The 24,457-nt window shown below is 35.7% G+C and carries 17 protein-coding genes and 1 pseudogene; 2 read left to right on the forward strand and 16 right to left on the reverse strand.

Going from position 1 to position 24,457, the window contains the following annotated elements:
* Window positions 1–104: 104 nt before the first annotated feature.
* Window positions 105–1,547, forward strand: coding sequence for an MDR family MFS transporter (locus MHH88_RS21150; RefSeq protein ID WP_339260527.1), 1,443 nt, complete (start codon window positions 105–107; stop codon window positions 1,545–1,547).
* Between the two features lie 74 nt (window positions 1,548–1,621).
* Here the strand turns inward: MHH88_RS21150 and MHH88_RS21155 are convergent, their stop codons facing one another.
* The 13 genes and pseudogenes from MHH88_RS21155 to MHH88_RS21215 all read right to left on the reverse strand — a co-directional run bounded on the left by MHH88_RS21155 (window position 1,622) and on the right by MHH88_RS21215 (window position 12,603).
* Window positions 1,622–1,891, reverse strand: coding sequence for a hypothetical protein (locus MHH88_RS21155; RefSeq protein WP_339260529.1), 270 nt, complete (start codon window positions 1,889–1,891; stop codon window positions 1,622–1,624).
* A gap of 126 nt (window positions 1,892–2,017) precedes the next feature.
* A complete protein-coding gene (locus tag MHH88_RS21160) occupies window positions 2,018–2,449 on the reverse strand; it encodes a hypothetical protein (protein ID WP_069508238.1) in 432 nt (143 codons plus the stop codon).
* A gap of 410 nt (window positions 2,450–2,859) precedes the next feature.
* Window positions 2,860–4,212, reverse strand: a complete 1,353-nt coding sequence (locus tag MHH88_RS21165; protein WP_339260531.1) for a GHKL domain-containing protein — start codon at window positions 4,210–4,212, stop codon at window positions 2,860–2,862.
* Complete coding sequence (locus tag MHH88_RS21170) at window positions 4,209–4,916, reverse strand: LytTR family DNA-binding domain-containing protein (RefSeq protein WP_339260533.1); 708 nt, start codon at window positions 4,914–4,916, stop codon at window positions 4,209–4,211. Before MHH88_RS21170 ends, MHH88_RS21165 begins: the two co-directional genes overlap by 4 nt.
* 864 nt (window positions 4,917–5,780) lie before the next feature.
* On the reverse strand, window positions 5,781–6,191 hold the full coding sequence (locus MHH88_RS21175; protein WP_024364049.1) for a hypothetical protein: 411 nt from the start codon (window positions 6,189–6,191) through the stop codon (window positions 5,781–5,783).
* Between the two features lie 19 nt (window positions 6,192–6,210).
* Window positions 6,211–7,008: a MauE/DoxX family redox-associated membrane protein gene (locus MHH88_RS21180; RefSeq protein ID WP_339260536.1), complete on the reverse strand. Its 798-nt coding sequence runs from the start codon at window positions 7,006–7,008 to the stop codon at window positions 6,211–6,213.
* On the reverse strand, window positions 7,001–7,462 hold the full coding sequence (locus MHH88_RS21185) for a hypothetical protein (protein WP_339260538.1): 462 nt from the start codon (window positions 7,460–7,462) through the stop codon (window positions 7,001–7,003). Before MHH88_RS21185 ends, MHH88_RS21180 begins: the two co-directional genes overlap by 8 nt.
* The gene (locus MHH88_RS21190) at window positions 7,449–9,203 is read right to left on the reverse strand and encodes an ABC transporter ATP-binding protein (protein ID WP_339260540.1); all 1,755 of its coding nucleotides are present in this window, start codon (window positions 9,201–9,203) and stop codon (window positions 7,449–7,451) included. The genes MHH88_RS21185 and MHH88_RS21190 overlap by 14 nt, the downstream gene beginning before the upstream one ends.
* The gene (locus MHH88_RS21195) at window positions 9,187–9,666 is read right to left on the reverse strand and encodes a hypothetical protein (protein WP_339260542.1); all 480 of its coding nucleotides are present in this window, start codon (window positions 9,664–9,666) and stop codon (window positions 9,187–9,189) included. Before MHH88_RS21195 ends, MHH88_RS21190 begins: the two co-directional genes overlap by 17 nt.
* Window positions 9,667–10,080: 414 nt before the next feature.
* Window positions 10,081–10,302, reverse strand: coding sequence for a hypothetical protein (locus tag MHH88_RS21200; RefSeq protein WP_339260544.1), 222 nt, complete (start codon window positions 10,300–10,302; stop codon window positions 10,081–10,083).
* A gap of 127 nt (window positions 10,303–10,429) precedes the next feature.
* Window positions 10,430–10,717 carry a winged helix-turn-helix transcriptional regulator gene (locus MHH88_RS21205; protein ID WP_339263151.1) on the reverse strand — a complete coding sequence of 96 codons (288 nt, stop codon included), beginning with the start codon at window positions 10,715–10,717 and terminating at the stop codon, window positions 10,430–10,432.
* A gap of 48 nt (window positions 10,718–10,765) precedes the next feature.
* Window positions 10,766–11,065, reverse strand: a pseudogene (locus MHH88_RS21210) (TnsA endonuclease N-terminal domain-containing protein); the annotation flags it as partial.
* A 377-nt stretch (window positions 11,066–11,442) separates the two neighbouring features.
* Window positions 11,443–12,603, reverse strand: a complete 1,161-nt coding sequence (locus tag MHH88_RS21215; protein WP_339260546.1) for a response regulator — start codon at window positions 12,601–12,603, stop codon at window positions 11,443–11,445.
* Between the two features lie 114 nt (window positions 12,604–12,717).
* On the opposite strand from MHH88_RS21215, the gene MHH88_RS21220 reads away from it, so the two are divergent.
* Window positions 12,718–15,792 (forward strand): ATP-binding protein, encoded by a 3,075-nt coding sequence (locus tag MHH88_RS21220; protein WP_339260548.1) that lies wholly within the window; start codon window positions 12,718–12,720, stop codon window positions 15,790–15,792.
* Window positions 15,793–15,899: 107 nt separating this feature from the next.
* Here MHH88_RS21220 and MHH88_RS21225 read toward each other — a convergent pair whose 3' ends face one another.
* The 3 genes from MHH88_RS21225 to MHH88_RS21235 all read right to left on the reverse strand — a co-directional run bounded on the left by MHH88_RS21225 (window position 15,900) and on the right by MHH88_RS21235 (window position 24,447).
* Window positions 15,900–20,711 carry an Ig-like domain-containing protein gene (locus tag MHH88_RS21225; RefSeq protein WP_339260550.1) on the reverse strand — a complete coding sequence of 1,604 codons (4,812 nt, stop codon included), beginning with the start codon at window positions 20,709–20,711 and terminating at the stop codon, window positions 15,900–15,902.
* A 540-nt stretch (window positions 20,712–21,251) separates the two neighbouring features.
* Window positions 21,252–23,054 (reverse strand): glutamine--fructose-6-phosphate transaminase (isomerizing), encoded by a 1,803-nt coding sequence (glmS, locus tag MHH88_RS21230; protein ID WP_069508274.1) that lies wholly within the window; start codon window positions 23,052–23,054, stop codon window positions 21,252–21,254.
* 871 nt (window positions 23,055–23,925) lie between these two features.
* The gene (locus MHH88_RS21235; RefSeq protein ID WP_069508276.1) at window positions 23,926–24,447 is read right to left on the reverse strand and encodes a type 1 glutamine amidotransferase domain-containing protein; all 522 of its coding nucleotides are present in this window, start codon (window positions 24,445–24,447) and stop codon (window positions 23,926–23,928) included.
* Window positions 24,448–24,457: the final 10 nt, after the last annotated feature.

Here is a 24,457-nt window from a genome sequence, read left to right on the forward strand (position 1 = left end):
TAGACTATGGCTTTTATCAAAGGGAAACTAGGTTTGTTATTTGGAAGATTTAAAGGTAATATATATTGAATAAATTTAACTGTATGGAAGTATAGAGGGAAACTATGAGAAAAAAAGTTATTGTGTCATTAATGTTAATGACATTCCTTTCTGCTGTAGAAGGAACCATTATTAGTACAGCCATCCCCCGTATTACAAGTGATTTGTCAGGTGTTGAACTTGTGAGTTGGGTATATGCCATTTATATGCTTGCCACCGCTGTTTCGACCCCAATTTACGGGAAACTAGCAGATTTATTTGGTCGTAAAAAAGTATTACTTATTGGCGCTGCCATTTTTTTAATCGGTTCGGCGCTTTGTGGTGTTGTGACCTCAATGGAACAGCTGATCGTCTTTCGTGCCCTTCAAGGTCTAGGAGCTGGCGCTATTATGCCTATTACAATGACAATTATTGGTGACCTATATAGCGAAGTGAAAGACCGCGCAAAAGCGCAAGGATGGATTAGTGCCGTTTGGGGTGTCTCGGGTGTTATCGGACCATTAGTTGGCGGTTTTTTAGTTGACTCTCTTTCTTGGCGCTACATCTTTTTCTTAAACGTTCCTTTTGGCATTATCGCTTGCTTAATGATTGTCATTTATTACAAAGAATCTATTAGACCTGCCAAACATCATATCGACTATCTTGGTGCAACGGTGTTCTCATTAAGTGCAATCGCTCTACTTTATGCATTATTAACAGGGAGTAGCCAAAACAACTGGGGAGACATGTCCATTATAAGTCTCTTAATCTTTGCCGTTGTTTCATTTATTATTTTCTTATTGATAGAGAAAAAATCACCGGAACCATTAATTCCGTTAGCCTTATTCTCTAACCGTACATTATCAACTATCAATCTATTAACCCTTATCTCTGGTGCTATGCTTATAAGCATTACCATGTATCTCCCTATTTGGAGCCAAGGAGTCTTAGGGAAAAACGCAACAGATGCCGGGCTTATTTTAATGCCCCTACCTGTTATGTGGACAGTTGGTACATTATTCTCTAGTAAACTAGTAGGTCGCTTCAATACGAAACAAATCATTCTACTTGGGGTTAGCGTGCTATCCTTTGCCGCCTTCTCATTATTTACATTATCGACAGAGTCACCCGCTTTCCTTATTTATGTTGGGGTTGGATTATTTGGATTAGGAATGGGGCTTGTGACGCCGATTTACATGGTAACGATTCAAACAGCGGTTTCAAATCAAACGCGCGGAACAGCCATTGGTTTAAATACATTTATCAATACATTTAGCCAAACGTTAGGAGCTGCAGTTTTCGGGGCGCTGTTCAATACGATGATCCATGCACAAGGTATTCAAAACCTAGATCTTGTATCTTCTGGCGGTCATACTGGAACGACTGCAAACACAGTAACCAATTCACAAGAGGCATTGGCTTCCAGTGTACACTTTATTTATATGGGTACTTTTATACTAGCACTCATAACGTTATTAATTGTTTGGTTCTTTTTAAAACCAGCCCCACAACTAGTGAGCGATAAATAAACTATGAAGAGCTAGCAAGCCCAGAAAATTTTACGAATTGTAAAGTTTTCTGGGCTTATTTACTATAAGCATTCCTATAATTGAGAACGAAGAAAGTGAAATTTTCGCACCGCCACATTTTGTTTATTGTCTAATTGCGCATTAATTTTTGTGAAATTAACTGAACGTAAGTTGCTTCTAGGATTAGATTGAAGCATTTCTTCTGCTGAGTAGTTATACGGATTTGCTGGCTCCTTCACACCATAAAATGGATTATAAGGATTAGCAGTAAATGAAGTAAGCGAGGCTGCTTTAGTATAAGTTTCTGATTTTTGCGCATTGTGCTTTTTTGCGATTGCATCCACATCAGACTTTTGTTGTTCTGTTAATTGGATTTTGGGATTTGATAATACAGATTGTGCATAATTAGCAGCAGTTGACGATTGTTAGATATTATATACAAAAAATCATTCCTTTCGGATGTAGTAAGTTTAAAATTTGTTTCTTATTTGATTTAAATTGTTATAAAAACTGTAGAGATTAGCATTATTACTAGACATACTTTTAGGGTAATAAAAGTTACTAAGAAAATTTGACGCATTAAATGCACTAGCATTGAACCCATTTGTTAAAGTTGCGAAAGGGTTAGAGGAAGTTCCTAAATTAGTGTAGATACCTGACATTAATAAATCGCTAAAGCCTACACTATTCATACCCGCCGCACCAATTAATTTCCACATCTGATTATTTTGCATAGCTTGAGTATTTGATTTAGCAGCTTCCTTTGTAAATTGTTGTGTTGTCTCATTTAGAACCTCTTGAAAGGTCTTTTGTTGTTGTGCAGACAAATTTAATTTTGGATTGCTTACGACATTCGCTAAATAACTTTGTATAGGTAAATAACTATTAGTATAGATGGACATATAATCACCTCGAATTAAAATCTTACTTTTCATTTCGACGCAACTTATATGAAATGTTTCATTATGTCATGAAAAACGTTTTTTATGTCATGAACGAAAAATGGGGCTGGGACAAAAGAGAAAAAGTGTTAGATTGACTGCCATCAATCTAACACTTTTTTGCTGTGCCGTTGTTGTCCGCTTCGGCGGCGCTTTCCGCTCAGTACAGTAAGCCGCAACCCGCTAACGCGCGGAATGCCAGCGTCTTACGGTGTGTGCGTTCTGAGCAGGAGTCACCGCCTTTGCTACCAACAACTAGTGAACACTTCTATTTTTTTGCAAATAGCCAAGTTCCCATAATAGCAAAAATTTACGAACACCTTTCCTCTGTTCCTTAAATTTTTTTAGTTATGTCCCAGCCTCATACAAGATTATGATTGCGCTTGAAATTGGAGCAAGATATGTAATTCAAACACTTCATGATTTGTGTTGATTTGAATAGCCCCGTTATATTTATTGGCAATGTCTTGTATGATTTGAAGTCCAAGTCCAGTTCCGCAACCTTGTTCATTCACAAAAGCTGCGAGGGGATTTGTCATCATTAAGATATACGCACATTTATGCTGTGTCGATTGAATACTTATCGAAGCATTAGGTAGATTCTTGGTAGCAGTCAGCGCATTATCAATTGCATTATGCAGGATAATACAAAAATCATATACATCGCAATGTACATAGCTTGGATAGGAGAATGTTGACTCAATAACAACACTTTGTGCATGCGCTTTTTTTATTTTTTCTTGAATTAATATGTCTACAATCGCATGTCCTGTAATAGAAGAGGTCACTTTTGAATCCATTTGCTGTTGCATGCTGTTTAAATACATGCTAGCTTCTGTTAATTGTTTCGTTTCAATAAGCCTCTCAACCGTGGCAGAGTGATTTTTCACATCATGCTTTAACCGTTGCATGTCTTTGTATAGATTATCAATACTTTGAAGATGCGCTTGTAGCTGATGCGTTTGATTGACAAGCATTAGCTGCTTTTGCTGCTGTACACGCTGTAAATCAAGTTTTTGCACTAAAATAAGCACGCCAAACATTGCTGCGATGATGATGCAATTATGAATCCCCCAATATTTTAAAAACAAATCTATAACGCCTAGACCAATCTGTTCGTCAATGACTTGGTGATATTGATTCATCATAAAATAGCTCGACATCCCAATAAGGGGCGGTAAAATTAGTAGTAAAATTTCCCGATTTGCAAACGTTCGTGGATGCATGCGTATATATTTTTCGTAGAAATGGATGACACACCATAAGCCAATTGTATATAAAGCAAGTAACAAGAACATCAACCAAATAGAATAGCCGAGGTAACCGATTGTTACATCAACCAGATGAGGAATAATCCATTTTTCTACTAGATAAAACGATAGGTCACTAATTGGCCGATATAAAATAATAACAATTGTTGGCGCCATCCAACGTATTGAAAAATAAGTAATGACTATAAAAAACTTTAAATAGCTAGAAATATTTTTTATTGGTAATAATAGTAAAAAGGCTGTTAATGACGCAAATAAATAGACACCAAAATTTGATATATCACCTATCAACCATTCTAGTACTATAACCGCAATAAAATAGCCCATTGCTATAATTGATAAATACGAATGCTGAATAAAAATACGACAAAAACGATAGAAAAAATAAGCTGTACAAACTTGCATTAACCAATTAAAAATTGTGTTCGTTATGTCAAAGCTATCATTACTCATGTATGTAGGTATCCTTTATGCTGGATGTAATGCATATAAGCTTGAAGGAATTGTGTATATTTCTTTTGCGAAAGTGTTAATATCGTTCCATTATCTAGTATGATTTGTTGCTTAGTATAGCTGGCAATATAGTTGAGGTTGACTAAATAAGAGCGATTGATTCGGTAAAAGCTGTTGCCGAGATTTTCTTCGTACTGTTTAAGTCGCCCTATAAATGTGTATGAGCCGTTTTCTATATGTACTGTTAGTTTACGACCCAAAACTTCAATGTAATGAATTTCGTGGTAAAAAACTTTGTGCAGGTCAAAGCCAGATTTAATAACAAGATAAGGCGCGTCAATCGACTGACTAGAACGATTTTTAAGCGCTGTATGTAATACCTCATACATTTTTTTCGTATCAAAAGGTTTTAATAAATAATGAAATGCTTGCACGTCAAATGCCTGAAAAACATACTGTTCGAAGGCTGTTACAAAAATAATCGGATTTACATGTTGGCGTGCTCTTAATTTTTCAGCTACGGCTATACCTTTTATATCGGGCATTTCAATATCTAAAAATAATACATCAAAAGAGCCGTCTTGCTTTAGTAAGTCATATCCATTTTGAAATTGCTTAATTTGTACGTTAGGGTAACGCACTTTAATTTTAGATGCAATCGCGTTCGTTATAGCTTTCTCGTCATCGCATATCCAAATATTCAAAAGCATCACCTCTCTTGTGTCGAAAGTCTATCATTAAAATAGAGAAAGTCAAATGAAGATTGCACAGCAAAAGGATGTATCCACTTACAAAACCCCTACTAAAAAATTGAATTTATATAAGTGTGATGTCTTGGAGATATATCTACAAAGAAGAGGATAATGCCAATAAAAAACTACACATGACACGGCGGCATGTGCCCTAACCGTCTATGTGTAGTTTTTTTAATATTTGCCAATCGTTCTGTTGTAGCTACCACGACGTTCAAAGAATGATTGAGAACTTTCACTGCGTGCGTGTTACTTATATGTAACCTTGGAATAAGGATTGATTAAAAAATATCCCTCAATCCTTATCCAATAGCAACTTCAAAAACTCCATTTTGAAAAAAATTTGATCAAAATGGAGTTACTCTTTTTAGATAAGTATGAGATTTTTATAAAAAAGTTTGATCATTTTCCAACAATGTTGTTCAACAATTGCACCCGATTGCTGTAAAAGGACTGTTTTAGGTTGTGACACCCTGTTAAACTTTATAATTTTCCTGTATATAAAAAAGTCGATTCTCTATTGAAATCGACTTTGTCTTTCACTAAAGAACCCTGTTTCTGTTTCAGTAGGCATTTTACTGAGCTTTTTAACAGATATATTCAAAACTTTTAATCTGTTCATTTTATAAATTTCTGAAGTAATCGTAGTCGTTAAAAAAGTTTAAATTTGTTATTTCTTTTATAGGTTTATCTAAATTAGGTAAAGAGTCTAATTTAAACTAAACATGTCTCGACATAAGGGCGCAACTCAACCTTTTTTCGCTAAATGTTTCAAAAAATATGCTCCTGTACTAAAGACTTTTGTATAGCCCTTTCTTAAACGGATTCTAGACTCTCTTTTACACTAATAAAAAGAGGGTATTCTGTAACTATTTCGTCTTCTGCATTAGTTAAAACTATTCTATGATTTCCCTGCTTGACTACTGGAAACATGATGTTCAAACCAATATCCATCCCTGGATTCATTCCCTCTTTTCTGAAATTTCGCATTTCAAAACTATCTTCATAAAAGATATCATTTTCTTCGTTAATTACACTGATATATAAATGGTCTAAAAAATCGACTTCCTTAAATAAAAACTTCATAAATACTTTAAGCTTTATCATGCTGGGTAAAACATTTACAGAGGTTTCATTTAATATATTATGTAATGATGTACTTAGAACATTATCATCATAATTTATATCTTCACATACTATTATTTGCCCATAAAACTTTTTATTCATGATAACTTTTCTCCTTAATTTAGTTGTATTTAAGGTATAGTGATACATTGTTATATGTTTGTATGCTTTTTCCTTTTATGATACTAATAAAATCTTCTGAAATAAAATCACTATCGACCAATACTACTCTAGTGTTCCATTTCTTTTCTTTTCCCTTTACCAACCATGCTGGACCACTTAAAAATACTACAATTGAGTCTTGTTTATTTATTGATAAAATGGAATCAATCTCAGAAAAAGAGTCAGACTTATAATCTAAAAAAATAGCTAAACCTTTATTCAATTTTTGGTTAGCCAAAAAATCTATCACAATGTTTGTAGTTCTTTTTTTGTTAACTAAGTGGATACAAATAAAAATTAAAAAAATAAAGAGAATGCTTAACATTACTACTAATTTAGTTTGAATTTTTATTTGGACGGTACTAAAAAAAGAATAGTTAACAATAATTACTGTTATGAGTAACAAATTTCTTTGTATAGGATATTTATTCAAAAATTTCACATTCCCAAAACACGTACAGGTTTTTAATGAACTTTCTTTTTTACTTTGGTTTTTTAAATAAGTAAAAATTGTAAATATCGTCAGTAAACATATTGCTACTGAATTACTTAAAAAATAATATTTACTTAATGTAAAGGAAAAAAATAGTCCTAGTTCTAATGATAAGACACATACTGCCGCGATAGGAGCCAAGCGCCTGGGGACTACCTTATAATCTATAATTTCAAGATTAAAATCTTTAACACTTATTACTTTCGCATAAAAAGCAAGTAAGAATAATGATCCAAGAATTATATTTATTGAGTAGTTAATCATTAGAAAATGCCTTCGCTTGACCTAATTCTAATAAATCGCTACTATTATATACATTTTGACCCTTAATTACACATTTACTAGAGTCAATTAGATATGCATACGGTGTTGTGAAAACCCGGTATTTTAAAGGTAAATCTTCACGTTTTAGGCTATACAATGGGAATTCGAATTTGAAGTGACTTTTTATTTCTTCTATTTCCTCGTTTGAAGCCTCTACAAAAAGAGAAAAGTTACCATTAAATTGATCTGTTACCTCGTGTAGCTGGGGTAACAAATCTATACAGTCTAAACAACTAAGCGAAATGAAACATAATAAAGAAATGGTTGTACTTGAATTGTTAAAAAGGTCTCCTTCAATAACATCACCTGGTTCATACGGTACTTGTACAATCTTTTGATTTTCAGGCTGTCCTGTTTTGGACTGAAATATTTTTTTGAATTTAGACTGTAACATCTAATCTCTCCTCCTTTTTATCATTGTTTAATTCTTTGTAAAATGAATTTTCTCGAATCAATTCATAGTGTGTTCCAAATCCCACTATTTTGCCGCTATTTATACATAATATCTTATCGAATCTTTTCGCTAATGCTAAATCATGTGTAACAAGTATTGTAGTTAATGAATTTCTTTCCAATAGAATTAAGTTAATAACATTATTTGTTGTCATAGGGTCTAATGCCGAGGTTGGTTCATCTAGGATTAGCACATCAGCCTCTTTGACGAGCGCTCTGCCGATTGCAATTTTTTGCCATTGGCCTCCTGATAGCTGCTGCCCTCCTGAAAATTCATATCCTAACATAGCATTTAAATTATTTTTCAAATTATCTGGTATAAGCATAGGATATTTTTTGATTAAATTTGATAATCTCTCAATATTTGTATCATCATTTTCAAAGAGAATATTTTCCTTAACCGTAAGTGGGTATTTAACAAAATCCTGACTAACAATAGATATTTGCTCTAATAGAGTTTTTCTTTTTATTAAATTAATGTCTATTCCATTAAAAAAGAGCATACCATCCTCTATATTATGAAGAGCAGAGATTATCTTAGCTAGAGTAGATTTACCAGAACCATTTTCCCCTACAATTGCTATATTTTCTCCTATTTTAAAAGAAAGACTAATATCTTCTAGTGCTTTTTTATCCATATTCGGATAAGTAAACGAGAGATTATCAAGTCTAACATTCTCTATTTTATTCATATCGAATGCTGTATCATCCAACTTATTCTCGTTAAACTTTTCAAAGAAACTTTCTCCGTCTTCTATTACTAGCTTAGTCTCTTTTAACTTACCTAAAATTTCTGCTAGGCCTATTAAAGCCGATTGCAGAAAACCAGCTGCTGTGATTATTGCAAAATAATCACCTATTGAATTTTTATTTGTAAGCATAATCCCTGTCACAATAACTAACTGAACAGCCATTATTGAAATAACATTAGGTAAATGCATGAGGAATCGCCATTTAAATTCAGTGTTCATCAGTGCTTTTTGTTTTTCTATACCAATAGTATTATTGACTGACCATTTCTGTAATAAGAAATTTTTATTCGAGAAGACCATATTTTCCTTCTGAGTTTGAGGGTTTAAAAGTAACTGAAAAAAACTTTCTTTACCTCTACCTATTTCGGCAGTATCTCGATAATAAAAACGTAGTTTTTTTGCGTAAAAATTTTGAAATATAGCATTTGGCACAGCTAATGGGATTAATATCAATAAAACTAGCCAGTTATATTGGAAAATAAGATATGAGTATGCAACAACGAAAATTAAATTTTTCCCTAGATCAATATAATAATCGGGGAGAGCAGATAATGTTCCCAATGTCCCTCTAAAATAATTAACTTCGTTTTGATAAGTGGGGGTCTCAAGTTCGGTTATCGTATTAAAGTTAAGTATACTTAAAAACTTGTGGTTTAACTGGGATTCTACTGTTAATCGGATTAGTGATTTAATATATGTAATTACCTGCTCCGCTACCTTAGTTGATAATGAGAATGCACTGAGTAACAGAAGTAAAATTAGTGAATGTTTAAAGTTTGACATACCCAATGAATCTATAAATTTTTCAGTGAAAGTTACCAGTTGGCTATTTAAAAGAGCGGTAATGATGATCAGTAAAGTAACGGAAATAAATTTTAGTTTTGAATTTTTATAAATATTTTTGTCTAATAATTTATTTTTGTGACTCAATGATTTCACCTATTTGATATTTAAATGGTTTCAACATTCTATCTAATGTTTCAATTTTCCCAAATGGACCAGAACTAATAATTTGTAATTCCTTATTAACTGCTATACCCCAGGGAGCCCTTGCAAAGCCAAATGTTTCATTCATTTTATTATACGGGAACGAGAATACCATATTTTGATTTGGTAGTGCTTCTTTAATTGCATTTAAGTTTTGTAGATCTGTATCAATTAAGAAACAAGTATTTAATTTCGGATTGGTTTGTAAAACACTATCTATCGCCTCAAAAGCGGCTTCACATGCGGAACAGCTAGTGCTTAAAAAAACAATAAATAGATGATTTGAAACCAAGTCACTTAGAAACAATCCATTTTTAACTTCAGCATTAACTAAATAGTCACCCTTTTCTATAGGGTCAACAATTTGCTTTAAAAATTTGTGGTGTTCCTTTGGAAAAGAAATCATGTATTTTCCTCCTTGTTCAAAAGTATTTAAGCTACTTCAAATAGAAGTAGCTTAAATGAGTTGCCAGTATTATTAGCAGCATCTTAACGTTGTAGTTGATGAGTAGTAACAATCAGTTTTACTACCATTTTGACATTTAGCATAAATATGTTGCTGGTAACTCTTTTCTAACCATAAGAACCCACAACCATCATTATGGTTGCAAAATGCATCACCATAACATTCACCAACTTTATTCCATCCTTGAGGACATGACATAGCTTTCACCTCCTAATATGTATAATTAAACCCATAATTTAGGTATATAATGAATATAACATATAAGGGATAAACTGTAAATAAATATATTAATATTATAGGAAATTTAGTAATTCTATACTTTAAATAATTTTATTTTTCCATAATTGTTAATTTTTATAATAAATAAAACAGCATACAAATATATGCTGTTTTCGTAGCATTTTCAATTATTTTTTCTTCCTCGCGATTAGCTTGTTTTTCATTCGTTTTATTATCTCGAATCGCAGTTAGTTTTTCTTTTTTACTTATTGGTTGATGTAGGGCTTGTTTTTTCTTTTGCTCTGCTGCTTTAATAATTTGATCCATCATCGTATCTGGATTAATTGTCAGTTGCACTTGCTTAGAGCGTTCCTTCTTCTAATTCGTTTCGTGGTTAATGCTGGAAAACAACTTCTTCTAAAAAGTCCAATTTATATTGCTTGCTAGGCTTAATAAAATGCACGTTTCATAATCCATTCCGTTATCATTCGGAATATAAGCGACTAAGTAATTTTTTGACCTTCGTTGGTGTAAAATTCACTTCTTCAGCTATCTCTTTAATATTTATTTCCCTACCATTCTTCTGAAGCAAATTATTCATATGTTCTAGGCAATATGTTTGAATGATTTCCCAATCTGCATTTCTTTTTTGAATTTGCACCTCCGTTAATTCTTCTTCCACCACTGCACGTGCAAAAGAATCTGAAAAAATAAGCCATTCTTTTTGTTCTATATCCGTTACTAATGATGAATAGAGCTCTTTTTTAGGCATAGATTTATTGGCATCAATATTGACGATATACACATAAGATTCTTTTTTATCAAATACATTTGTAATTTCTCTAATACTTTGGCTTTCGTTTAATATTCTTTGTAACAATGACATTGCTAAATCTTCAATATGCTGAGAACTTATATTTTGAAAAGCATCATATTGTTGAATATCAAAACAGTCATGAATATAACTAATATTCCGAGCCATTCCTTTATAAATCTCTAACTCGGTTACAATGCCCCAATCAATTTGTCGGCGTTCCCAGTAAACCCGTTCTATTTCAAATTTCTCAATAACTTGCTCCTTTAAAAGCCCGTCCTTCATCTTGATAGTTCTTGCGATTTCCGAAGATGCTCATATTCATCACGAGTGCATGGGTGTTTTTTTGACTTTGATTTAACTTAAATTCTGTATTTAAAATTAATTGCACCTATATTCCCCTCCATTTTTTCACAACAAAAAACCCCTCTTCAAATATGACCACATTAACCAAATAAATAACTATTGGTTAAGTCTATAAAAGAAGCAGGGTGTTCCCGTCATTATAAAATTATTCTAAGTAGAAAGTTAATTGCTTTAGGTTAGATTAACTATGTCTTTTTACTACCATCACGTTAGGCTTCCTTACAAATGTTGATTGCCTTGTCTAAACTGTCACTACGTATGGGAAGAGGCATACGATTTATCGAGATAGTCTCTTTCATTCTTATTATAGAGGCGTTTTAGCCCAAAACATCTATTTGAGTCTGTTTATATTCTCTTTCCCAGTTATCATACCATTTCACAATTTCTTTATTAGGCTCCTCTGCTAATTGCTCCTGCAGCATTTTCTTTAACAGCCAATATTGTTCCCTCACTGCAGATGCATTCTTCAGTACATGATAAAGCTTCATTAAAGTGAAATAACTATCTTCCTCATTAGGTGAAAATAATTGAACCTTCTCTTGTACCCTCACTGCAGCTTGGTAGTTTTCATTTTTTATATAAAATTCACTTAATTGCTGAGCTTGGTGCAACCACAAACGTCTTAATCGCTCTTTTTCACCTTCTGACCATATATAGCCACTATCACCTAAATAATCGCCTGTATAAGCTTGGAATACACGCTCATGCTCCTCTATTGTCCCTTGTTCAAGTAGAGACAAAGATTTTAATTGAGCTAGCCAGTGCTCTACATCAATTACCACATCTTCTATCGATAATTTATAACCTGAATTCAGTAAGGGACTAGAGATTTTGACACCGTCCAACCCATATTTTTTTAAAGTTTGTCGGATTGTATAAATAGCTGTATAAAGCTGCTTAGAGGCCCTATCCAAATCAGATTCTGGCCAAAATAACTCCAAAATAGTGTCTCGATAGATCATCTCATTGTGATGGCTGAGCATATAAGCAAACAATTCTTTTGCTTTTGATGTACGCCATTTCATTGATTGTACATTACCATCAGGCGCAACCACCTTCAGGCCCCCTAATAGTCGAATCGATTTTTGCTTAGTTGTGATTGGCGGATTTTTTTTAATAATCCGTTGGAGTCGTTCCAATGCTTTATGCAAACGTGGCTTTTGCACTGGCTTTAAAAGATAATCTATAGCATGCAAATTGAAAGCATCTATAGCGTATTGGTCAAAGCCTGTGGTAAAAACAATTTCCACATTCGGCGACATTTCTTGAATTTTTTCGCCGAGCATAAGACCGTCCATACGAGGCATTACAATATCTAAAAATACAACATCGGGTTGTAAACTTTGTATTTGAGCAATCCCTTCTAAAGAATTTGTATATTCTCCAACTATCTCAATTTCCGGAATACTACTTTTTTCAAGTAAGGTTTTTAGTCTTGTTAATGGCAAATGTTCATCATCAACTATCACAATTCTCATAATATCCTCCCTTAAAAACCACTTATATCCTTAATATCGTTCTATTATTTAAACATTTGATAAAAAACATTACTTTTGAAGGAGTTTTGAGAAATTTGTCGAAAACAATCCTTTATGAATAAAACAAAAATTATTCCCAAAAATTTAAAGATTTTTCTAATTGCTAGTGCATTCATTATCTTACTTGCATTACTTCGATTTACCTGGATGGATTTCATTAATGTCCAAGAAGGAATCGTTGCGAAACAAGGTATTATCGATTTAAGTGGTATTGAAACAAGTAAAGATTTTCAGAGAAGGCTACAGGGTGAATGGGAGTTTTACCCGAATACCCTACTCGTTTCAGAAAACCAAAAACAAAATAAACAGAATGGACATCATATTTATTCCGTATTACCTGAATCATGGGATAAATACTTTAACAATGAAAAAGATATTCACTATGGTTCTTATCGCTTAACTATTTTAAAGGATCACAAAAAGACTCAATTGTATGGCATTACCATACCTGAAGGATTGTCACCATATGAGCTTTATGTTGATGGACAGTTTATCGGCGGTCTAGGAGACATCACAAAAGATAATGAAAAAACTGCCCCTATCGGTAGGCCTATCACACACTATTTTAAGCTAGATTCCAGTAAAAGTGAGATCATCATACAAGGTATACAAACAAATCTCAATACACAGGGTGGTTTTACTAAAGATATTATTTTTGGCGATTTACACTCCATGGAACGCTCAAAGTTTTTTTCAATCGGAACGCAAATCGCAGTTTGTCTAGTGTTTTTATTTTATTTACTTTTCACGGTTTTACTTTATGCGATAGGAATTCGAAGTAAATTGCTTATTTATTTCACAATGATTATTATTTCTACTTGTATAACCGTGCTTGTTTCGAGCAATAGAATCCTATATATTTACATGCCCATTAACTGGATTTGGGCGAATAAGATATATTATTTCTTTTATATTAATAACATGCTATTTTTCTTTTTATTTTTGCGCGATCTGGTCAAGGAATATTCTAAGCCCCAAATATTGAATGTTATGCAGATACTAATGGCTGCATACTTACTATTTATTATCATAGCTCCTATCGATTATTTTATTAGTACTAAAATTATTTTTACTATACTCTTTATTGTTTCACCTATTATTATAACTATTTTTATGCTTATTGTAGTAATTAAAGGAGAAAATGGAGTAGTATTTTTATTATTAACAAGTGCTGCGGTTGCAAGTAATTCGTTATTTTTCTCATTAGGTCAGAAAATGAAATTACCTTATAGTCATTACCCATTCGATTTATTAATAGCTATAACTGCCCTATCAGCATTTTGGTTTACGCAATATTTCCAAACAACACTGAAAACTGAAAAGCTTTCAGTAAAGCTGCAAAAAGAGATTAACAAGAAGGATGATTTTCTTGCGAATACCTCTCATGAGCTTCGCAACCCACTGCATGGCATGATGAGTATTGCACAAACACTGTTAGTTAAGCAGGATCATCAGTTCGCTGAAAAAAGTAATGATGATTTAAAGCTTTTACTGACAATTGGTAATCATATGTCCCATATGCTAGATGATTTACTTGATTTAGTAAATCTAAAGGAAAAAACTATTCGCCTTCAGCCAAAGTTAATCAATGTCTATAATTTAGCAAGCAGTGTAAGCAATATTTTTCTTTTTATGTTAAAAGGAAAACCAGTAGAGCTAATAATAAACATCCCTAAAGATTTACCTCCTGTATTAGCAGACGAGACTCGTCTTATTCAAATTTTTACGAACTTAATTCATAACGCTATTAAATTTACAGAAAAGGGTTCTATTACATTTGATGCTGAAGTGCTTGGTAAAAAAATATATATTTCTATTACAGATACGGGGATTGGTATTGAAAAGGATATGCTAGAAAGAATATTTGAGCCATATGAGCAGGTTGATTCGAGTATGACATCTATAGGTGGTGGACTTGGGCTAGGTTTAAGTATCTGCAAAGAGCTCGTTATCCTACACGGAGGCACGATATCGCTGTCATCGACTGTTGGTAAAGGGTCTACATTTACTTTTTCGTTACCGATAGCTGAAGATTTCACAGTAGACGAAGACGGCTTAAACGCTGAAAACGATGCTTCTCTTTCAAAGTACGTTTCATTACTAAACAATCTTTCCAAATTTGAAGGTGAAATTGCTGCAGCTACTGAAAAAGGGTCTCTTGTGACAAGTCATTCACGCGTTTTAATTGTTGATGATGACGCTCTAAACTTGCAGGTGCTTGTCAATGTGCTGTCTACAGAACCTTATGAAATTGAAACTGCATTAAGTGGTGCTGAGGCTTTAGAAAAATTGCAGGGGGGTAGCTTTGATTTAGTCATTTCTGATATTATGATGCCGCATATGTCCGGCTATGAGTTGGCGAAACGAATTCGCGAGCGATTCTCTATTTCCGAACTGCCAATACTTTTCTTAACAGCTCGTCAGCAAAGAGAAGATATCCAGCTTGCATTTTTAAGTGGTGCAAATGACTATGTTAAGAAACCAATGGAATATGTAGAGCTTAAATCTAGGGTCAATGCACTCGTTCGTGTCAAGCAATCTAGTGAAGAACGTCTAAGGATTGAGGCAGCTTGGCTACAAGCACAGATTCAGCCTCACTTTTTCTTTAATACACTTAACTCGATTATATCCTTACACGGAGTAGATGATGAGCAAATGGAAGAGTTACTGCTAGCCTTCAGTGATTATCTACAGACGAGCTTTGATTTCCAAAATGCCAACTTAACTGTGCCTATCAGCTATGAATTAAAGCTTGTTCGCTCCTATATAACCATCGAGCAAATACGCTTCGGTAATAGAGTTCAAGTAATATGGGATATACCTGAAAATATAGAGCTGTCAGTCCCACCACTGTCGATTCAAACACTGGTCGAAAACGCCATCCAACATGGCATTTTACCACGCATACAAGGAGGAACTGTCACAATTCGCATTACAGAAGACGAAAAGCACTTTTCAATATCTATCTCCGATAATGGTGTTGGCTTTGTTAACACTGGCCCTAAAAAGCAAATAAGTGTTGGTCTAGTTAACACCGAACAACGCCTAAAGCAATTATTCGGCGTTAAATTAACGGTAGAAAGTGTAGTTGGGCAAGGTACGACCATCTCATTCTCAATTCCTAAATAGAGGAAGGCGTTCTCGGCCTTATTCAAAATCAATCTGTCGCTTTGAAAGTTCTATCCTTCTCGATTAAAAAGCAGGCTAGGGGTAAACCCTAGCCTGCCTTCTATGTCTTATTTTGAAAGCTGTTCTTTATCATCTTCGTCGATTACGTAAGAATGTGATTTTGCAGCTTCCTCAATTTCTTTAAATGCCCAGTGTGTTGCTTTCACATCTTGGAAGCTTGGTGTTGTCACGCCGTTTAGAGGACCGCGTTCAAACATACGGTTCATCATGACAACTGCTTGCGCACGTGTTAGGTGCTCGTTTGGTGCGAAGCTTCCATCTTGACGACCATTAATAATGCCGGCAGTACGGTTTGCTTCAATAATCCATTGTGCCCAATGACCTTTTGTATCGTTGAAGGTAATCTCTACACCTTCTTCTATTTGTAGGTGCTTATAGTTCGCAACTACTGTCGCCATTTGTGCACGTGTAATGTTCTCACTTGCACGGAAATTACCATTCATATCCCCGTTCATAATGCCTCGATCTTTCACAAAGGCAATAGCTCCTGCTGCATAATGATTACTTGGGATATCCTTGAATGGTGCATAATCTATTGTTTGGTCATCTGTGTAGCCTAAGAGACGTGCAATCATCGTCGCTACTTGCGCACGAGTCACGTTTTCCTCAGGACCAAACGAACCTTTCGGGAATCCTTTAATATAAACCTCATGCTTACCTACTGTTGGTTTCGTGAATTGAATAACTGTAAATGTGCTGAACTTGTCCACTGTAAAACGTAAACCCAGTTCTCCCTTCACCATTGTCACCACTTCGGGGAATACGACTTTTTTCTCGCCATCCGAATGTTCAATAAACACCGCTAGTTGGTCTAAGAATACTTGACGCTCTGCTGCCACTGTTGGTACCTTCACGCCTCTTAGTGGTAGTGTCACTTGTACTAGACGGCTTGGCATATTTGTTTCAATCGTCATTGGACGAGCCATGACATTTACATCATTACTTTGCAGTGTCTCACGGACAACTTTCTCCGCTCTAGCTCGTTCTTCAATCGCTTTGCGCTCACTTTCCTTTTTCACAGGTACTAAGCGGAAGTAAAAGTTATCATCTACGCCGTTCATCGAGCTGAGTGGAATCGCAATCAGCCCATTCTCTGTGGCAATTTCTAATGATAAACCATTGTCACGTAATAATTGTAGAGATTGCTTCGGTATCTCCACCGTTACTTTATCTACTTCATCATTGACATCCGGAATGACGATACGTGCGACGTTATTGCCAATTTGTTTTGCTTTTTCTACGGCTTCCTTCGCATTCGTTTCTGTTAATGCCACGAAGTCTGTGGTTTCACCATTGGCATGTTTCGTGCGCTCAATCTCCACTGTTGTTTTTTCCAGTGGATTGTCACCATCAATCTCTAATGCCACTTGGATTTTCGTTGTTGTTGTACTAGGTTCAGTCGTTGTTGGTGTTGTTGGATTTGGTGTTGGATCTGGCGTCCATGTACCACCGCCTGTATATGCTTCACGATATACTTTAATTGTATAGTGTCTCACATTGCCATTTGTATCTGTCACTGTAATGATAATAATATTTTCCCCTACTTGTAGTGGAATTTGTCCAAGAGTACCTAGCTGTCCATTAATAGTTGTCGTCACTGAAACACCTAGGTTACTTGGTATTGCTAAGAACGATAATTGTGATGTTAGATAATCAACGTTTATTGAATAATTTGTCACTTCTGATGAAAAGCTTGGATTTAATACGCCTTGGGATGGTATTAACGAGCTTAGACTCGGTGTGAATATAGGTAGCGTTTTTGTATTGATTGTAATAGTCTTGTTAATCGAAGTTGTTTCACCGTCTTTTTTAGCTGTTACTTCAACTGTGTAATCGCCATCTAGTAAATTGTTTGTTGGCACAAAGCTCCATGTGCCATCTGGGTTCACCGTTACTAATGGTGTATCAATTACATTTCCAGCTTTATCTTTAATTTCTACGGTTACTGTTGAACCTGGTGTTCCCATTCCTTTGAACTCTGGTTTTGATGTTTCAACTTTACCTTCGATTGGCTCAGTTATAACTACTATCGGTGCAGACGGTGTTACTGTGTTTACTGTAATACCTTTTGTTTCTTTGGCTGTCTTGCCATCTTTTATTGCTTCGACTTCAATTGTGTAGTCACCGTCTACTAAGTCAATACCTGGTGTGAAGGTCCAATTACCGTTGACATCCACTGTTGCTTCACCACCTGCATTTGGCACTACGTTACCGTTTTTATCTTTAATCACAACTTTCACCGTTGCGTCTGGATCGACTGTACCTTTGATGTCTGGCTTTGTCGTACTCACTGTGCCTGCTGGCTCTGTGATTTGGATCGTAGGTAAAGATGTGTTTACTGTAATATCTTTTGTTTCTTTGGCTGTCTTGCCATCTTTTGTTGCTTCGACTTCAATTGTGTAGTCACCGTCTACTAAGTCAATACCTGGTGTGAAGGTCCAATTACCGTTGACATCCACTGTTGCTTCACCACCTGCATTTGGCACTACGTTACCGTTTTTATCTTTAATCACAACTTTCACCGTTGCGTCTGGATCGACTGTACCTTTGATGTCTGGCTTTGTCGTACTCACTGTGCCTGCTGGCTCTGTGATTTGGATCGTAGGTAAAGATGTGTTTACTGTAATATCTTTTGTTTCTTTGGCTGTCTTGCCATCTTTTGTTGCTTCGACTTCAATTGTGTAGTCACCGTCTACTAAGTCAATACCTGGTGTGAAGGTCCAATTACCGTTGACATCCACTGTTGCTTCACCACCTGCATTTGGCACTACGTTACCGTTTTTATCTTTAATCACAACTTTCACCGTTGCGTCTGGATCGACTGTACCTTTGATGTCTGGCTTTGTCGTACTCACTGTGCCTGCTGGCTCTGTGATTTGGATCGTAGGTAAAGATGTGTTTACTGTAATATCTTTTGTTTCTTTGGCTGTCTTGCCATCTTTTGTTGCTTTAACTTCAATTGTGTAGTCACCGTCTACTAAGTCAATACCCGGTGTGAATGTCCAATTACCGTTGGCATCAACACTAGCCTTGCTACCTACATTGGGTATTACATTCCCCTGTTTATCTTTTATCACTACCTCAACATCTGAACCAACTTCTACTTTACCTTTAATCTCTGGTTGAGGTGTTGTCACAATTGTCGAGGTTGGTGTTTCAATAGTTAAAGAGGCTGCAAATGAATTTATTGCCTGTATTTTAAAATCTCCTACTGGAAGACTATTTGTCTTACCTATTAAGTTACCAGTAGCTTTTTTATATTCTACATTGATAACTGATTCACCCGTCACATTTTCATTCGTAGGTAATGTTAAAACAATTGTATTCCCATCTATTTTGTATGTAACATTTCCTATAGGGATTTCGATTCCATCCTTTGTAATTGTAAAGCCATTTAAATCCGTTAATGTCACACTTTGATCAAAAATTAGTGTCACTTCATTATTATCTGTGACTGTTTGCGTCAGTGTTGCCTTTTCTAACTCTGGCTTTGTTGTTACCAAAGTAAAATATTGACCATCTGTGAATGTTAATTTTGTTGTATAGTATTCTTTCCCATTGATTGTTTTCCACGTTAACGGATACTCTGTGTTTGAGCTAAAATCCTCATTTCCAACAAGTAATGCCCCTTTCTCAGGTAATGCATCTTTCGGAATGGCAAACTCTACTTGTCCAACATTCCCTCTATTTTGCACTTTCCAAATACGTTCAGTATGTGCTCTACCGTCATTTGTTGGTTGTGTATAAGCAAATGGTAGATTATTATCTCCCCACATTAAATATTGCATATCAGTTGAAAATTGTGCTGGATTGCTAGAATTTTTATCATTAATTTCATTTAAACCAATAACCACTTGATTCCCAGGGTTAGTGCTATTACTTTGCTTCTGCAGTAATCCACCATTATCATCGCGTGCGATACCAGCGATGCTGTGGTAATAAGCTGCATTTGCAGTTGCGTCCCAAAGAACGCTTGTGTCAGAAGCTAAATAGTCTGCCTTCTTACTATTCGTAGGAAGTCCTTCAACATCAAGTGTATAGCCGTATTTAATAGCAAGATAGGAACTTATTTGTTTGCGCTCTGATTCATCTAGAGCACGGTCATACACAATAATGTCGCCAATTGTCCCTATCCATTCTTCTGCGCGACCACCTCCAATAATACGTCCTACCCGTGCCTGTGTATTAGCGGTGTTCCAACTCTGTTTTGCTTTACCTATTTGTGTAGTTTTGCTATATAATGCACCATTCGTACCATCATATGTTGGCACAAGTTCATTTGGCACATTTTTTTGCCAGAAACCCTCCTCACTTGAGAAGGAACCTCCAAAAATAGACATAGCACCTTTTGTAGTTCCACTAAGTTGGAGCATACCTATCATACTACCCAGAGAAGCAGTTCCCCATGAAATGATATAACGATTATCACCTGTATTGTTCTCTGATGCTGCTACAGCTACAATTGTTCTTGAGGAGTTACCCGTAGGAAGTTTATTGACGTCAAGATTAAAATACTTATTATTAAACTCTAACATCGGGTTAAAATTCACATTATACTGTGCATCATTACGGTACATTGGTTGCAGAGTAGTTGTATTCTGTGTAGCATGATTGCCTGTATTACTTTGATCTTGCCATTCAGATACTGTTTGTCCACTTTCAATACTAATTCCTTTATCGGGACGAAGCCATAATACTGCACCATCTACACCTGCTGGGGAAGATATTGGTGTATCATTGGTTGCTGCTTTTACCTCTTGCGGAAAACCAACAAATGAGATACTACTTGCGACTAGTGCTGTGGCAAGAAATGTGTTGAGCGAGCGTTTCCACCATTTTTGTTGCTTTTTAGTTTGCATGTTTGTTCCTCCAATCTTTGAAAAGGTGTCATAGTTTTTTCGTAAATTACTACTCATCCTCCTTTTGGGACTAGATTTTTCCCAAGAAATCTGAGGTTTTCGACATTTCCTCACATTTAAATATAGAACATCGACATCTACAAAACATTTACATCAGTAATTTCTCACAATGTACTCTTAGATATCGGATTCACAACAAAAAGCCCTGTAGAAAGGTACGAAAAATACCCCTTTGGTCAAAAAAATTTCCAAAGGGGTAAAGTAGCATTTAAAACATGTTGTATTTTAAATTCTCTTTTTCAAAGTTGCGCTGAGAACTTAATTGGAGGTTAATGCTATTTATGTATAGCTCAAAACTTCAACAGTATTTAATTTCTTCTTTCCAATAATTGGTTTTATAAAAGTAAAAACCTTGATACAGCAACGACTACACTGTACCAAGGTTTATTTTTGATGTCACAACATTTTAGATATTTAAGAAAACTATATTTTTAAATTGTGACAGTATTGGTTTAACTCACAGAACCTTAGCTCTAAGCCCTACTCCACCGTCACTGATTTCGCTAAGTTACGAGGTTTATCAACGTCACAACGACGGTGTAGTGCCGCATAGTAGCTAATTAACTGTAATGGCACAACTGAAACAAGTGGTGTTAAGTATTCGTTAACATGCGGAATAACTAGACGGTCGCCGTCTTCGTCTACGCCAGCCATAGCGATAATGCATGGGTATGCTCCACGTGCAGCTACCTCTTTGACATTGCCGCGAATATTTAAGGCTACCGCTTCTTGTGTAACAAGGGCGAAAACGGGTGTGCCTTCTTCAATTAAAGCAATTGTACCGTGTTTTAGTTCGCCACCTGCAAAACCTTCCGCTTGAATATATGAGATTTCTTTTAGTTTTAAAGCACCTTCAAGGCTTACACAGAAGTCGATATTACGACCAATGAAGAAAGCATTGCGTGCAATTTTTAAGTAGTCCTCAGCGATGTCTTCTAATACATCTTTTGCATCAATAATTGTTTGAATACCGTTGGCCGCAATTGCAAGCTCTTGTTTTAAATCAAATTCTAAGCCTTTACCGCTTGCTTTTGCTGTCACATATGCTGCTAGTGCAAGTACTGCCACCTGTGCTACATATGCTTTTGTTGAAGCTACTGCGATTTCAGGACCTGCATGTAATAATAGTGTATAATCTGCTTCACGTGATAGCGTTGAACCTGGTACGTTTGTAATCGTTAATGTTGGATACCCAAGCTCTTTAATTTTCACAAGTACTTGGCGGCTATCCGCTGTTTCACCTGATTGGGTAATAAAGATAAATAGCGGTTTTTCTGAAAGTAGTGGCATATTATAACCAAACTCACTTGAAATATGCACTTCTACTGGAATACCAGCCATTTTCTCGAAATATTGTTTACCGATTAAACCTGCATGGTAACTTGTGCCGGCAGCAATAATGTATAATCGATCGGCAGCTTGCAATGCTTGTAAAATAGCTGCATCAATTGTTAAATCGCCATTTTCGCCTTCGTATGCTTGAATAATTTTACGGATAACGGTTGGCTGTTCATCCATCTCTTTTAACATATAGTGAGGGTACGTACCTTTTTCAATATCGCTCATATCAAGCTCTGCTGTGTAAGGTGCACGCTCTACTACTGTGCCATCTAATTTTGTAATTTGCACACTACCTTTGTGCACGATAACGACTTCTTTATCGTGTAATTCCACAAATTGATCAGTTACTTGTAGCATTGCCATCGCATCCGATGCAACTACATTGAAACCATCGCCTACACCTACAAGAAGTGGTGATTTGTTTTTCGCCACAAAAATTGTATCAGCTGCTTCAGCATCTAATAATGCTAGTGCATAAGAGCCGTGTAGTAGAGATAATGTTTTGCGGAATGCCTCTGCTGTTTGCAGTCCATCTTTCACAAATAGCTCCACTAATTGCACGATTACTTCTGTATCCGTATCAGATTTCATTGGGATGCCTTTTAAGTATGTTTTTTGTAATAAATGATAGTTTTCAATCACACCATTATGCACAATCGTAAAACGACCTGATGCACTTTGATGAGGGTGCGCGTTTAAACGGTTAGGTACTCCGTGCGTTGCCCAACGTGTATGACCGATTCCAACCTTAGCCGCTACATCTTCGTCTACTGCTCCACGTAAATCAGCGATACGACCTTTTTCCTTGAAGATTGTTACGCCTTCTTCGTTGCGTACAGCAATACCTGCTGAGTCATAGCCACGGTACTCTAGCTTCTCTAAACCTTTTAATAAAATTTCCTTAGCATCTGATTCCCCAATATATCCTACAATTCCACACATATTATATTTCCTCCGATATTGTCATATTAACGCAATGACAAACTAGACCTCAGCCTATCGAATTTTTTCGGTGGGCGTAAACAGTACCGCTTATTTTCAAATCGAAAATAAACATACTTATGCGCGCACGTCCTCAGACTATTTCAGCTATCTAAAATAGTGCTTTGCTCGATACGTGAAGTTTTCCTATTTATCTATTGCTCTACTTATACCTTCTCCATTTTCTGTACATTCAATCACTCAAATGCTTTCAAAATGAAAAATGACAATCGGGTATGTCGATCGGGAGGCATCCGCCGAATTTTCGATAAACCTCCACCTCGTCTGCTGAAGATGTCTTCGTTCAATTTCTTCAGCTCAGGCGCTATAATTGTTTTCCGATTTTTGTGCTCCCTTTCCTCCTTTAGCACTTGCTTAGCGGACAAGGTTACCCAAGCCGTCAGCTTCTCCATAATACTCAATCATATGCTATTCGTCAAATTTTCGTTATTAAAAATAACCCTTAGCTACTCTTTTTGTGACAAACTACCAAAGTGTAAGATGAAAAATGCCAGCATGATTGTATAACAATAGCAAAATGGCTGGGACAAAAGAGAAAAAGTGTTAGATTGACCACCATCAATCTAACACTTTTTGCCCTGCAGTTGTTATCCGCTTCGGCGGTGCTTTCCGCTTAGCACAGTAAGCCACAACCATCGCTAACTTGTAGAATGCCCGCGTCTTACGCTGTGTGCGTTCTGAGCAGGAGTCACCGCCTTTGCTACCAACAACTAGTTTTTCTTTTTTATTTATTAGCGATAATTTATCAACACCAATGTACCACTATTTAAGATTTTAAGGTTATGTCCCAGCCTCTAAAAAAGAACGGCGACTAGCTCTCTTTGCTTGCAAGTAATTTCACAATTTCTCGGTTAAAAGCTGGTAAATCTTTTGGCGTACGACTTGTTACTAATTGCTTTTGGCAAACAAATACTTCTTCGTCATGGAAAATAGCACCTGCGTTTTCCAAGTCTACTTGTATGGATTTATAGCCTGTTGCATCACGTCCATTTAATGTTTTAGCTGTAATCAGTAGTTGTGGCCCGTGACAAATTGCAAAGGTTGGCTTCATGTCATCCATAAACGTTTTGACGAAGGCTACAATGCGATCATCTGCACGTAAAATATCCGGTGAAAAGCCACCTGGAATAAACAGTGCATCAAACTCTGAAGCATGAACTTCCTCGATTCCCTTATCAATTTTTACTTTTTCACCATGTTTACCTTCAACTTCTTTTCCTGCTTCAATGTCAATTGTAATGACCTGATGCCCAGCAGCTTCTAATGCTGCCTTTGGACTTGTATACTCCACGTCTTCAAACATATCTGTTATTACTGTTGCAATTTTAGCCATATAAATTAAA

The sequence above is a fragment of the Lysinibacillus sp. FSL K6-3209 genome (assembly GCF_037976175.1).
GTDB lineage: Bacteria > Bacillota > Bacilli > Bacillales_A > Planococcaceae > Lysinibacillus > Lysinibacillus sphaericus_D.

Coding starts and splice junctions, on each gene's coding strand:
- glmS (WP_069508274.1), bottom strand. CDS start 23,054: ATGTGTGGAATTGTAGGATATATTGGGGAATCAGATGCTAAGGAAATT.
- MHH88_RS21235 (WP_069508276.1), bottom strand. CDS start 24,447: ATGGCTAAAATTGCAACAGTAATAACAGATATGTTTGAAGACGTGGAG.
- MHH88_RS21150 (WP_339260527.1), top strand. CDS start 105: ATGAGAAAAAAAGTTATTGTGTCATTAATGTTAATGACATTCCTTTCT.
- MHH88_RS21160 (WP_069508238.1), bottom strand. CDS start 2,449: ATGTCCATCTATACTAATAGTTATTTACCTATACAAAGTTATTTAGCG.
- MHH88_RS21195 (WP_339260542.1), bottom strand. CDS start 9,666: ATGATTTCTTTTCCAAAGGAACACCACAAATTTTTAAAGCAAATTGTT.
- MHH88_RS21220 (WP_339260548.1), top strand. CDS start 12,718: ATGAATAAAACAAAAATTATTCCCAAAAATTTAAAGATTTTTCTAATT.
- MHH88_RS21215 (WP_339260546.1), bottom strand. CDS start 12,603: ATGAGAATTGTGATAGTTGATGATGAACATTTGCCATTAACAAGACTA.
- MHH88_RS21205 (WP_339263151.1), bottom strand. CDS start 10,717: ATGCCTAAAAAAGAGCTCTATTCATCATTAGTAACGGATATAGAACAA.
- MHH88_RS21185 (WP_339260538.1), bottom strand. CDS start 7,462: ATGTTACAGTCTAAATTCAAAAAAATATTTCAGTCCAAAACAGGACAG.
- MHH88_RS21165 (WP_339260531.1), bottom strand. CDS start 4,212: ATGAGTAATGATAGCTTTGACATAACGAACACAATTTTTAATTGGTTA.
- MHH88_RS21175 (WP_024364049.1), bottom strand. CDS start 6,191: ATGAATAAAAAGTTTTATGGGCAAATAATAGTATGTGAAGATATAAAT.
- MHH88_RS21180 (WP_339260536.1), bottom strand. CDS start 7,008: ATGATTAACTACTCAATAAATATAATTCTTGGATCATTATTCTTACTT.
- MHH88_RS21225 (WP_339260550.1), bottom strand. CDS start 20,711: ATGCAAACTAAAAAGCAACAAAAATGGTGGAAACGCTCGCTCAACACA.